Source organism: Methylobacterium sp. Leaf88, from assembly GCF_001422795.1.
Taxonomy (GTDB): Bacteria; Pseudomonadota; Alphaproteobacteria; order Rhizobiales; family Beijerinckiaceae; genus Methylobacterium.
This window is the reverse complement of record NZ_LMMK01000012.1, coordinates 605937-618156: the sequence shown is the minus strand read 5'-3', so window position 1 is coordinate 618156 and position 12220 is coordinate 605937. Positions and strand designations below refer to the sequence as shown.

Below are 12220 nucleotides of genomic sequence, written 5' to 3'. Positions count from 1 at the left end.
ACGTTGTGACGGCATGTCAGATCCGATCTTCTTCTCCGCGACCACAACCCTCAGCCTCGGCGCCATCGCCGAGGCTGCTGGCGTTTCGCTTCCCCAGGGGGCGAACCCCGACGGCGTGATCACCGGCGCCGCGCCGCTGGAATCCGCCACGCCGGCCGACGTCGCCTACATGGACAACGCCCGCTACGGCGACGCCCTCGCGGCGACCCGGGCGGGGCTCTGCCTCGTGTCGCCCCGGTTCGCCCCACGCGTCCCGGCCGAGACCGTGGCCCTCGTCCTGCGGGATCCCTACCGGATCTATGCCGGCCTGCTGGCCCGGCTTCATCCGGAGGCGATGCGGCCCGCCTCGCTCTTCGGCTCCACCGGCGTCGCCCCGGGCGCGCACATCCATCCCGAGGCCCGCCTCGAACCCGGCGTGCGGGTCGATCCGGGGGCCGTCGTCGGCCCCGGTGCCGAGATCGGCTCCGGCACCGTCATCGGGCCGAATGCCAGCATCGGCCCCCGCGTCCGGATCGGGCGCGACTGCGCGATCGGGGCCGGGGCCACCCTGACCCACGCCCTCCTGGGCAACCGGGTCATCATCCATCCGGGCGCCCGCCTCGGCCAGGACGGTTTCGGCTTCGCCATGGGCCCCGGCGGGCACTTGAAGGTGCCCCAGATCGGCCGGGTCATCGTTCAGGACGATGTCGAGATCGGCGCCAACACCACGATCGATCGTGGCGCCAGCCGCGACACCATCATCGGTGAGGGCTCCAAGATCGATAACCTCGTGCAGATCGCCCACAACGTCGTCGTCGGACGCCACTGCGTGATCGTTTCGGGAGTCGGGATCTCCGGCTCCACCACCCTCGAGGACTACGTCGTCCTGGGTGGTCAGGTCGGCGTCGTCGGCCACCTGCGGATCGGCATGGGCTCCCAGATCGCCGGGTCGTCGAACGTGAACCGCGACGTCCCCCCGGGCAGCCGATGGGGCGGGACTCCGGCCAAGCCCGTGAGGGCCTGGTTCCGCGAATTGACCACGCTGGCGCGCCTGGCCGAGCGGTCCACCGGCGGAGACGAGCCGAAGGCCTGAGGCGCGGCCGCGTCCATCCGGGCGCGGAGACGGCATGTTGCCGCCGCATTCGTCGCCGAGGGCTTGCATCCGCCGGGCTTCTGCCGAATGAAGGCGCATCCTCCAGGTCTGGCGACACACGGGAAAAAGGCGGGCGGCGGAGGCGCCGACGCGCAGCAGGGTATTGCAATCGATGAGCGACATGCCGCGTGAACTCGGCTCGGCTGACATCCAGACGGTTCTGGAACTCCTGCCGCACCGCTATCCCTTCCTGATGATCGACCGGATCGTCGAGATCGACGGCGACCGGAGCTGCGTCGGGATCAAGAACGTCACGATCAACGAGCCGCAATTCACCGGGCATTTCCCCGGCCTGCCGGTGTTTCCCGGCGTCCTGCTGATCGAGGGCATGGCCCAGACCGCGGGCGCCATCTGCTGCCGCCACATCATGAGCGACGAGCTGCGCACCAAGCAGGTGTTCTTCATGACCATCGACAAGTGCAAGTTCCGCAAGCCCGTCGTGCCCGGCGACACCGTCCGCTACCACATGACCAAGACGAACCACCGGCGGACCATGTGGTGGTTCCGGGGCGAGGCGCGGGTCGACGGCGTCCTCGTCGCCGAGGCCGAGATCGGCGCGATGCTGGTGACGGAGTGAGCGCCGCCGCGGATATCCATCCGAGCGCGGTGGTCGAGGACGGCGCGACCCTGGGCGAGGGCGTCCGGATCGGTCCGTTCTGCCATGTCGGCCCGGCCGTGACCCTCGGGGCGGGCTGCGAGCTGGTCAGCCACGTCGTGGTGGCCGGCCAGACCACGATCGGCCCCCGGACCCGGCTCTATCCCTTCGCCTCCATCGGCCATCCGCCGCAGGACCTGAAGTTCAAGGGCGAGGCCTCGACCCTCACGATCGGCGCCGATTGCCTGATCCGCGAGGGCGTGACCATGAATCCCGGCACGGCCGGGGGCGGGCTCGAGACCACGGTCGGCGATCACTGCACCTTCCTCGCCAATTCGCATGTCGGGCACGATTGCCGGGTCGGCGACGGCGTCGTGTTCTCGAACAACGTCATGCTCGCCGGCCATTGCAGCGTCGGCGACTACGCCATCCTCGGCGGCGGGGCCGCCGTGATCCAGTTCGCGCGCGTCGGGGCCCACGCCTTCGTCGGCGGCCTGTCGGGACTGGAGAACGATTGCATCCCCTACGGGATGGCGCTGGGCAACCGGGCCTACCTGTCGGGCCTCAACATCATCGGCCTGCAGCGGCGGGGCTTCGCCCGGGAGGACATCCACACCCTGCGGCGGGCCTATCGGCTGCTCTTCGCCAACGAGGGCACGCTGATGGAGCGGCTCGAGGACGTCGCCGCCGAGTTCGAGACCCACCGCGCCGTGGCCGAGATCGTCGCCTTCATCCGCGCCGGCGGCAAGCGTTCGCTCTGCACCCCGCGCGAGACGCCGGGCGCCCCTTGAGCGCGAACCCGGTGCCGGCGGCGCGCATCGCTCCCGCACCGGCGGCGCTGGTCCTGGTGGCGGGCGCCGGCCGCCTGCCGGAACTCGTGGCCACCTCCCTCGACCGGGCCGGACGGCCGTTCCGCGTCCTGGCCATCCGGGGCTTCGCCGAGCGGGCGATGCGCGCCCGTGCGGATGCCACCGTCGACCTCCTCGACATCGCCGGCATCCTGGCGATCCTCAAAGCCTGGGGGCCGGTCACCGTGGTGCCGGCCGGCGGCGTGTCCCGGCCGAACCCGGCCGCGATCCTCAACGCCGCCGCGGCCCTGCGCAACCGCGACGCCTTGAAGGCCATCTCCGGCGGGGGCGACGACCGCCTCCTGCGCGGCGCCCTGGCGCTCCTGGAAGAGCACGGCCACGGCGTGGTCGGCGTCCACGAGGTCGCCCCGGATCTTCTCACGCCCGAGGGCCTGCTCGGCCGGCACGCGCCCGATGCCGCGGCGCGGGAGTCCATCGTCACCGGCCGCGCCCTGCTGGCGGCCCTGTCGGATTTCGATGTCGGCCAAGCCTCCGTCGTCGTCGGGCAGCGGGCCCTGGCCGTCGAGGGTCCGGAGGGGACCGACCGGATGCTGGCCCGGGCCCGGATGCTCGGACGCCGCCCCTTCGGCTACGGCAGCGCGCAGCCCGGCACCGTGCTGGTGAAATGCGCCAAGATCGGTCAGGACCTGCGCGTCGACCTGCCGGCGATCGGCCCCCGCACGGTGGCGAACGCGGCGGCGGCGGGCTGCGCCGGCCTCGCCATCCAGGCGGCCTTCACCCTGATCATCGACCGTCCGGCCACGATCGCGGCCGCGGACCGGGCGGGCCTCTTTCTCCTCGGCCTCGGTGCCGACGCGGGCGGCCCGGAGGCTGGAACGGGATCGGGATCATGAACGCACCGCACAGCGAGCGGACGATCTGGTTGGTGGCCGGCGAGGATTCCGGGGATCAGCTCGGGGCCAAGCTGATGCGCGGCCTGCGCGAGCTGTCCGACCGGCCGATCCGCTTCGGCGGCGTCGGCGGCGAGGCCATGGCGGCGGAAGGCTTCGCCTCGCTGTTTCCCATCGATGACGTGGCGGTGATGGGCTACCTGCCGGTGGCCGCCCGCCTGCGCACCCTGCTGCGCCGTATCCGCCAGACCGTGCGCGACGTCGTCGAGGCCCGGCCGGACGTCCTTGTCATCATCGACAGCCCCGGCTTCACCCACGCGGTCGCTTCGCGGGTGCGCAAGCGGATGCCGGACCTGCCCATCGTCGACTACGTCTCTCCGAGCGTCTGGGCCTGGCGTCCGTGGCGGGCGGCGAAGATGCGCCCCTTCATCGACCACGTCCTGGCCCTCCTGCCGTTCGAGCCGGAGGCGCACCGGCGCCTTCACGGCCCCGCCTGCACCTATGTCGGCCACCCGCTGATCGAGCGGCTCGGCGAGCTGCGGCCGGACCCCGTCGAGGCCGAGGCCCGGATGACGGGGCGACCGGTCCTGGCGATCCTGCCGGGCTCGCGCCGCTCGGAGATCGAGCGACTGATGCCGGTCTTCGGCGCCACCCTGGCGCGGCTCACGGCGCGCTTCGGCCCGATCGAGGCGGTGCTGCCGGCGGTGACCCGGCACAGGGCCCTGATCGAGCGCCTCGCGCTGTCTTGGGACAGCCCGGTCACCCTCGTACACGGCGAGGCGGCCAAGCACGCCACCTTCCGCCGGGCCCGGGCGGCCCTAGCGGCCTCGGGCACCGTCACCCTGGAACTGGCCTTGGCCGGCGTGCCGATGGTGGTCGCCTACAAGGTCTCGCGTATCGAGGAGGCGGTGGCCCGCCGCCTCATCCAGGTGCCCACGATCGTGCTGCCGAACCTGATCCTCGGGCGGAATGCCATGCCGGAATTCATCCAGGCCGAGTGCACGGCCCCGCGCCTCGCCGAGGCGGTGGCGCCGCTCCTCGCGGGTGAGCCGGCGCGGGAGGCGCAGGTCGATGCGCTCGCCCGCATCGACAGCCTGATGCGCCTGCCCGACGACGAGCCCCCGAGCCGGAGCGCCGCCCGCATCGTCCTGGCCGCCCGGCGCGCGGCCTGACCCGCTCAAGGCGCTGCGGGGACCGGACCGTACCGGTTGGTCCCGGGGCTCCCCGCCCGGAACACCGTCTCGACGAAGAACCAGACGAAGACGCCGAGCATCGCCGCCACGAGGGCGATGACGGGGAGGGGATGGGTGTCGACGGCCCGCTCCAGGGGCAGGACGCCGACGGTTTCCGCCAGGACATATAGGCCGAGCCAGCCGCCGCTGCGGTTCCGGTCGTGCAGGCGCCGGACCGTCTGGATCGCCGTCGCCCCCATCACCGGCAGGATCCCGGCGACCGCGAGGAACCCGACCCAGCGCAGGCCGAGGCTCGCGAGCCAGATACCGAGGCAGAGCAGCCCGGAGCCGAGGAGCAGCGCGCGGATCAGCAGGTACCGGTAGGCGGAGACCGCGAGCCGCCCGCGCGGATCGTAGAGGGCGAGGGGGGAGTGGAGGCGTTCGCTCACGTGCCCCTCGGCTTCACCCGCCGAGTCGGCGGCTCGGCGACCGGGTCCTCGGGCCAGGGATGGCGGGGATAGCGTCCGCGCATCTCCGAGCGCACGGCGCTCCACGACCCGCGCCAGAAGCCCGGCAGGTCGCGGGTGATCTGGATCGGCCGCGAGGCCGGCGAGAGCAGGTGCAGCACCAGGGGGATGCGTCCCCCGGCGATGCTCGGATGGCGTTCGAGCCCGAACAGCTCCTGCACCCGGACGGCGAGCACCGGCCCGCCCTCGGCCTCGTAGTCGAGGGCGATGCGTGAGCCGGTGGGTACCTCGACGTGTGTCGGGGCTTCCGCGTCGAGCCGGGCGCGCAGGGACCAGGGCAGGAGCGCCTGGAGGGCGCGCGCCAGGTCGTCGGCACCGATCGCATCGAGGCTGGTGCGCCCGACGATCTCGGGCGCCAGCCAGGCCTCGATCGTGGACACGAGGTGGGCGTCGGACAGGTCGGGCCAGGTCTCGGGATCGGCCGTGCGCAGGAACTGCAGGCGGGCGCGCCACTGCGTCAGCGCGGGCGTCCACGGCAGGGCCTGGAGACCGATCTCGCCGACGCCCCGCGCCAGGATCTCCGCCGAGGCGAGGTCGGCCGGGACGGGCAGGGTGCGCTCCCCCAGGGTGAGCGCTCCGAGGCGCCGCAGGGAGCGGGCCCGCAGGGCGCGGGCGCTCCGATCGAAGGCGATCTGCGTCGCCGCCTCGATCGCCGGTCCGAACAACGCCTCGATCGCCTCCAGGGTGATCGGGGCCGCCGACAGGATGCGCCCCTGGGCGGCGCTGCCGGTGAGCTCGGCGACGACGAGGAAGGGCGCGCGGGCCAGGGCGGAGGCCGCATCCACGCGCCCGGCCCGGCCATTGGCCATCACGAACTCGCCGTCACGGCCGCGAGCGCGGGCGACGCGGTCGGGATAGGCCAGGGCGAGGAGCGGTCCGGCCTCGCTCATGTCGAGGCCGGCCGGTGCGCTGATCAGTTTGCCGGCGAAGCCCTCCGCCTGCCGGGCCCAGCCCTGGGCGAGGCGGCGCATGTCGCTGGCGCGCTGGCCGCGGTCGCGGGCGAAGCGCTCGGCTCGATGGGTCACGTCGGTGTCGTCCCCGCCGAGGCCGCGCTCGACCAGCACCGCCGCGAGATCCGCCGCCGCGCGGGCCGTGCCGTATCCGGCCGCGCCGACGACCATGCGGGCGAGGCGCGGCGGCAGGGGCAGGGCACGCAGGGCCCGGCCGGTCTCCGTGAGCCGCCCTTCGCCCTCGATCGCTCCGAGGTCGCGCAGCATCGCCCGCGCCTCGGTCAGGGCGGGCGCGGGCGGTGGGTCGAGGAAGGCGAGGGTCGCGGGATCGGAAACGCCCCAGGCGGCGCAGTCGAGCACCAGGTCCGAGAGGTCGGCGGCGAGGATCTCCGGGCGGGTGAAGGGTTCGAGGGCGTTGGTGGCGGCCTCCGCCCAGAGGCGGTGGCAGATGCCGGGCTCGGTGCGGCCGGCGCGACCCCGGCGCTGGTTCACGGAGGCCCGGGAGGCGCGCGCGGTGACGAGGCGGGTCAGCCCCAGGCCGGGCTCGTAGACGGGGACGCGCGACAGTCCGGAATCGACGACGATGCGCACGCCCTGGATGGTCAGCGAGGTCTCGGCGATGCTGGTCGCGAGCACCACCTTGCGCCGGCCCGGGGGCGCGGGGGCGACAGCCCGATCCTGCTCGGCGGGTGTCAGCGCCCCGTAGAGCGGCGCGATCTCGGTGGCGTCGTCAACCTTGTCGGCCAGCAGCGTCGCGACCCGGCGGATCTCGCCCTGGCCCGGCAGGAAGGCCAGGACCGAGCCCGGATCGGCGCGCAGGGCCCGCAGGATGGCCTCGGCCATGACCTCCTCGATGCGCCGGTTCGGGTCGCGGTCCCAGTAGCGCGTCTCGACCGGGTGGGCGCGCCCCTCCGATTCGATCACCGGCGCCGTGCCGAGTAGGCCGGCGACCCGTGCGCCGTCGAGGGTCGCCGACATGACGAGGATCCGCAGGTCCTCGCGCAGCGCTCCTTGCGTATCGAGGGCCAGGGCGAGGCCGAGATCCGCATCGAGGGAGCGCTCGTGGAACTCGTCGAACAGGACGGCGCCGATGCCCGTGAGTTCCGGGTCGTCGAGGATCATGCGGGTGAAGACGCCCTCGGTGACGACCTCGATCCGGGTACGGCCGGAGATCTTCGAGCCGAGGCGGACCCGCAGGCCGACCGTCTCGCCGACGCGCTCGCCCAGCGTAGCGGCCATGCGCTCGGCGGCCCCCCGGGCGGCGAGGCGGCGCGGCTCCAGCAGGATGATCTTGTGGGAGGGCCGCAGCCAGGGCGCGTCGAGGAGGGCCAGCGGCACCCGGGTGGTCTTGCCCGCGCCGGGCGGTGCCACCAGCACCGCGGCCGGCCCTCCGGCGAGGGCGTCGCGCAGGGCCGGGAGGGCGTCCTCGATCGGCAGGTCCGATACGGCGGTGGCGGGAAGCGTCTGAGCCATCGCGGTGCTGGTGACGCGATCCGGCGCGATCCGCAAGCCGGGGCATCGCCCGATGAAGGCTGATGGCCGCCATGCCGAACCCCCGGTCGTCCCGGGGCCGACGATCCGCTATGGGATTGCCGCGACGAGCGGCGATGCGCGCGGCCGGCCATTCGGGCGGCCCCGAGGGACAGCGACATGACGGTATCGAGCGACGACGACTTGGCGGCGCTGAAGCGGATCGGGCGCATCGTTGCCCAGACGCTGGACGCGATGGGGAAGGCCATCGAGCCCGGGATGACGACGGCTGAGCTGGACCGGATCGGACGCCGGCTCCTGGAGGCGGCCGGCGCCCAACCGGCGCCGGAATTGGCCTACGGCTTTCCCGGGGCCACCTGCATCAGCGTCAACGAAGAGGTCGCCCACGGCATCCCGGGGGACCGCCGGATCGCTCCGGGCGACCTCGTCAACATCGACGTCTCCGCGGCGAAGGACGGCTACTTCGCCGATACCGGCGCCTCGTTCCCCGTGCCGCCCGTGACCCGCGCGGTGGAGCGGCTGTGCAAGGATGGCCGCCGGGCGATGTGGACCGGCCTGCGCCAGGTCGGCACCGGCAAGCCGATCGCCGCCATCGGCCAGGCGGTCGGCGCCTTCGCGCGCCGGAACGGCTACACGCTGGTGCGCAACCTGGCGAGCCACGGCGTCGGCCACTCCCTCCACGAGGAGCCCACCGAGATCGCCACCTGGCCCGACGCCTCCGAGCGCCGGGTCGCGACGGAGGGCCTGGTCTTCACCGTCGAACCATTCCTCTCCCTCGGGGCCGAATTCGCCGAGGACGGGGACGATCCCTGGACCCTCTACAGCCGGCCGCAGGCGCCCACGGTCCAGTACGAGCACACGGTCGTCGCCACCCGCAACGGCCCGCTCGTCGTCACCATGGTGAGCTAGGGAGGCGCACCACCGGCGCAGGAGCGGAGCCCGTGCCGGGCGACCCGTCGCGGCAGGATCCGCGGCGCAGGATCCACCGTCTTCGCGACCGGCCCCGTTCAAGGCGATCCCGTCAGGGCGTGGGCGTCGAACCCATGGTCGAGGCCTTCAGCTCGGGATTCTTGAGCTGGGCATAGGTCACGCTGGCGAAGCTGCCGATCACCGCGTGCCATCCGGCCTTGTCGTAGCGCGTGTCGTTCCGTCCGGCCTTGCAGAAGGCCGTCGTCAGCCCGTTGACGATATCGTCGCCCTTGGCGTCCGGGACGGCGGCCTTGATCTTCGGCAAGAGCGCGTTGAGGATCGGGATGAAGTTCTCGGGGTCGAGGCCCGCGAGGCTCTGGGCGGCCCCCGACTCGGCCACCGCCTTGGCGATCTCCGGCTGGGCGATCTCCGCGCAGGGCGCGGTGCCGGCCAGCATCGTCTCGGTCGCCTTGCGCGCCGTGGCGACGACGCCGCGCTCGCTGATCACCGGGGCGGCATTGCCCCAGGCATTGCGGACGTAGTCGGTGACGTCGGCCACCTCCTGGTCGGTCATGCCCGCGCCGATGGCGGGCATCGGCGCGTAGCCGTTCTGGGCCGAGAGGCCGCCGAGGATGACGCGGATCACCGTCTCGGGGCCTTGCGCCTGCACCGAGGTGTTGCCGGCGAGCGCCGGGATCGCCCCCTCGACGCCCTTCCCGTCCGGCTTGTGGCAGGAGGAGCAGTAGCTGAGATAGGTTGCCGCACCGGGGGCGTCGGCTTGGTTGAAGGCCTGGATGTCCTTGACCTTGTAGCTCTCCCTGGCCTTCTGCGTGCGCAGGTAGGCCACCATCGCCTTCAGGTCCGCATCGGTCATCTTCGACAGGGATTCCTGGATGGTCTGGCGCATCGGGCCCGCCGCGACGCCTGGCTGGTTCCCCGGGGCGGCGCCGGTCTTCAGGTAGGTCACGACCTGGTCGTCGCTCCAGCCACCGATGCCGGTATGGTCGTCGGGGGTGATGTTGGGGGCGTACCAGCCGTCGATGACGCCGCCGCCGAGCTTGCCGGCCAGGCCGCTGTTCCCGACTATCTTGTTGGCGTTGTGACACATGCCGCAATGCCCGAGCCCTTCGACGAGGTAGCCGCCGCGGTTGACCTCGGCGCTCGCCTGCGGGTCCGGCTGGAATTCGCCGGCCGTGAAGAAGGCGGTGCGCCAGGTGATGAGCGCCGTGCGGATGTTGAAGGGGAAGGGAATCTCGGAGGGCTTGCGCGGCTCGTGCACCGCCGGCAGCGACTTCAGATAGGCGAAGATCGCATCGGAATCGGCGCGGGTGACCTTCGTGTACCAGGCGAAGGGAAAGGCCGGGTAGAGGTAGGAGCCGTCCTTGGTGATGCCCTCGTGGAAGGCGCGGTAGAAGTCGTCCGCGCTCCACCGGCCGAGGCCGGTCTCCGGGTCCGGGGTCAGGTTCGGCGTGCGGATCTTCCCGATCGGCGTGTTGAGCACGTAGTTGCCGGCGAAGGGCTTCCCGTCCGGTGCCGTGTGGCAGGCGACGCAGTCTCCGGCGGTCGCCAGGTACTCGCCGCGCTTGATCAGCTCGGCATCCTGGGCCGAGGCGCCATGGATCGAGACGCCCGGGGCGGCCAATCCCACGACGAGGCCGGTCCCCAGACGGAGAGCGGTGCGGCGATAGTCCATGGCGTCTCTCCGGAACTGTGGGGTCTGGGGGGTGGTCAGATGGGCGTGTCGTGGGGATCGCGAAGGCAGACGGGCGGGGCGAGGAGGCCGAGGCGCAGCGCCATCTCGGTGAGGTGCGCCAGCCCGGCCCCGGCGAGGCATCCGGCGATCACGGGCCAGCCGGCACCGGTCAGGGCGCCGCGCAGCGCCAGCATCAGGGCTGCGCCGGCGGTCAGATTGCACAGGAGCGCGAGCGGCCAGACGCCCTGCGCCCGACGGCTCCACAGGATCAGTCCCAACGCCTCGATGGCCACGAGGAGCAGGATGGCGTCCACGAGGTGACCGCTGGCGAGAAAGGCCTCCATCGCTCACGCGCTCCGAAACGGACCGTTGAGGCGGACGATCGCCCGGTTCAGGCAGGCGGCGATCCCGACCCAGAGGAGGTAGGGCAGCAGGAGAAGGGCAGCCATCCCGTGCACGCGCCCTGTGACGATGATCAGCACCGCGATCGACAGCCACAGGAACAGCACCTCGACGAAGGCCCAGTCCGGCCGGCGCAGGCGGAAGAACAGGCCGCTCCAGGCGATGTTCAGCACGGCGTTGACGGCGTAGGCGGCCACCAGGGCCGCCCGGGCCGCCGGGCTCGCATCGGCGTTCCAGGCGAGCACCGCCGAGATCGCCGTCAGCGTGAAGATCGTGGTCCAGACCGGGCCGAAGGCCCAGTCCGGCGGCTTCCACGCGGGGCGCCTGAGGGCCTGGTACCAGGGCCCGGTCGTGGTCAGGAGGCCACCCGCCAGCGCCACCAGGATCGCCGTGATGGCGGCGATTCCGGCCGGCGCCCAGCCGCTCGCCCCGTCGAGAGCCATGGCGGGATTCACGGCGAGACCCAGCGGAACAGGTGCGCGAGATCCTTGAAGAAGATTCGCGCATGGGCCGCGGGCTTGGCCCGGACCAGCTCCTTGTTCATGTAGGAATCCCAGGTCAGCTGCTGCACGTCGCGATCCCGGCAGATCGACACGAAGCGCTCGCGCAGGCCGTCGTTGCGATACCAGACCGCCTGCATGATCCGCAGGATCAGGAAGACGCGTCCGTGCAGCCGCATGAAGTTGCGGCGCGCGCCCGCGAGGGCCCGGGCCTGCCCCGTGGCGAGGAAGGCTTGGCCCGCCTCGGCGGCGAGGCGTCCGCCGAGCATGGCGTAGTAGATGCCCTCGCCGGAGGCCGGCGCGACGATGCCGGCGGCATCCCCGGTGAGGAGGACGTCGCGGCCGTTGTCCCAGCGGCGCAGGGGCTTCAGGGGCAGGGGGGCGCCCTCGCGGCGGACGGTCTCGCCCGCCTCGAGGCCGGTGGAGGCGCGCAGGGCCCGGATGGCGCCCCGCAGGGAGAAGCCCTTGCGGGCACTCCCGGTGCCGATGCTCACCGTGTCGCCGTGCGGGAACACCCAGGCGTAGAAGTCCGGCGAAAGCTTGCCCTGATAATAGACGTCGCAGCGCGTGGCCTCGACGTCGTGCGCATCCCCCTCGGGCAGGCGCACGATCTCGTGATAGGCGAAGACCTGCCGCATGGCGGCGTGGCCGGGGACCTCGGCGCGGCCCACCGCCGAACTCGCCCCGTCGGCCCCGATGACGAGGCGCGTCCGGGCGGCGCGGGGAAAGCCGTCCTGGAGGTAGTGCACGGCGACCCCCTCCGCGTCGCGCTCGATGTGCCGGAAGGTGGCGGGCCGGAGCACCGCGCCCGCGGCGGCGGCCCGCTCCCGCAGCCAGGGATCGAAGTCGGCCCGGTCGACCATGCCGACGAAGCCGTCGCCGATCGGCATGTCCACGCGCTTGTCCCGGGGCGAGACCATCCGGGCCGAGCGGATTCGCGCGACAAGGAGATGGTCGGGGATGGCGAAATCGCGGATCAGGCGCGGCGGGATGGCGCCGCCACAGGGCTTGATCCGTCCGGGCTTGTCGAGGAGCAGCACGCGCCGCCCGCTGCGCGCGAGGTCGGTCGCCGCGGTGGCCCCCGCCGGGCCACCGCCCACAACCACCACATCGTAGGTTTCGAGGTCGGTGTCCCGGTCGGCCGCCATGA

Annotated in this window: 12 protein-coding genes; 6 read left to right on the top strand and 6 right to left on the bottom strand. The window is 72.6% G+C overall.

The features are described 5' to 3' along the window. The first annotated feature begins 13 nt into the window (after nt 1-13). The 5 genes from lpxD (at nt 14) to lpxB (ending at nt 4598) form a co-directional block, all read left to right on the top strand. Nucleotides 14-1072 (top strand): UDP-3-O-(3-hydroxymyristoyl)glucosamine N-acyltransferase, encoded by a 1059-nt coding sequence (lpxD, locus tag ASF20_RS09260; protein WP_056273245.1) that lies wholly within the window; start codon nt 14-16, stop codon nt 1070-1072. 172 nt (nt 1073-1244) lie between these two features. Further along, nucleotides 1245-1709, top strand: coding sequence for a 3-hydroxyacyl-ACP dehydratase FabZ (gene fabZ, locus ASF20_RS09255; RefSeq protein WP_056219047.1), 465 nt, complete (start codon nt 1245-1247; stop codon nt 1707-1709). After that, entirely contained in the window at nt 1706-2518 is an 813-nt protein-coding gene (lpxA, locus tag ASF20_RS09250) for an acyl-ACP--UDP-N-acetylglucosamine O-acyltransferase (protein ID WP_056273243.1), read from the top strand. Before fabZ ends, lpxA begins: the two co-directional genes overlap by 4 nt. After that, nucleotides 2515-3429 (top strand): UDP-2,3-diacylglucosamine diphosphatase LpxI, encoded by a 915-nt coding sequence (gene lpxI / locus ASF20_RS09245; RefSeq protein ID WP_082501244.1) that lies wholly within the window; start codon nt 2515-2517, stop codon nt 3427-3429. Before lpxA ends, lpxI begins: the two co-directional genes overlap by 4 nt. Then, complete coding sequence (gene lpxB, locus ASF20_RS09240; RefSeq protein WP_056273239.1) at nt 3426-4598, top strand: lipid-A-disaccharide synthase; 1173 nt, start codon at nt 3426-3428, stop codon at nt 4596-4598. Before lpxI ends, lpxB begins: the two co-directional genes overlap by 4 nt. 5 nt (nt 4599-4603) lie before the next feature. Here lpxB and ASF20_RS09235 read toward each other — a convergent pair whose 3' ends face one another. Together ASF20_RS09235 and hrpB are read right to left on the bottom strand one after the other, a co-directional pair. Beyond that, nucleotides 4604-5047, bottom strand: coding sequence for a DUF805 domain-containing protein (locus ASF20_RS09235; protein WP_056219058.1), 444 nt, complete (start codon nt 5045-5047; stop codon nt 4604-4606). Beyond that, on the bottom strand, nt 5044-7548 hold the full coding sequence (gene hrpB, locus ASF20_RS09230; RefSeq protein ID WP_056273779.1) for an ATP-dependent helicase HrpB: 2505 nt from the start codon (nt 7546-7548) through the stop codon (nt 5044-5046). The genes ASF20_RS09235 and hrpB overlap by 4 nt, the downstream gene beginning before the upstream one ends. Nucleotides 7549-7725: 177 nt before the next feature. Between hrpB and map the strand changes: the two genes are divergently transcribed. Next, the gene (gene map, locus ASF20_RS09225; protein WP_056273236.1) at nt 7726-8475 is read left to right on the top strand and encodes a type I methionyl aminopeptidase; all 750 of its coding nucleotides are present in this window, start codon (nt 7726-7728) and stop codon (nt 8473-8475) included. Nucleotides 8476-8587: 112 nt separating this feature from the next. Here map and ASF20_RS09220 read toward each other — a convergent pair whose 3' ends face one another. The 4 genes from ASF20_RS09220 to ASF20_RS09205 are packed head-to-tail and all read right to left on the bottom strand — an operon-like array spanning nt 8588 to nt 12218. Next, nucleotides 8588-10168: a cytochrome c gene (locus ASF20_RS09220; protein WP_056273232.1), complete on the bottom strand. Its 1581-nt coding sequence runs from the start codon at nt 10166-10168 to the stop codon at nt 8588-8590. Nucleotides 10169-10203: 35 nt separating this feature from the next. Beyond that, complete coding sequence (locus tag ASF20_RS09215; protein WP_056273228.1) at nt 10204-10512, bottom strand: hypothetical protein; 309 nt, start codon at nt 10510-10512, stop codon at nt 10204-10206. A gap of 3 nt (nt 10513-10515) precedes the next feature. Then, nucleotides 10516-11013 (bottom strand): TspO/MBR family protein, encoded by a 498-nt coding sequence (locus tag ASF20_RS09210; protein ID WP_056273776.1) that lies wholly within the window; start codon nt 11011-11013, stop codon nt 10516-10518. 8 nt (nt 11014-11021) lie between these two features. Continuing rightward, nucleotides 11022-12218: a geranylgeranyl diphosphate reductase gene (locus tag ASF20_RS09205; protein ID WP_056273225.1), complete on the bottom strand. Its 1197-nt coding sequence runs from the start codon at nt 12216-12218 to the stop codon at nt 11022-11024. Between the last annotated feature and the right edge of the window lie 2 nt (nt 12219-12220).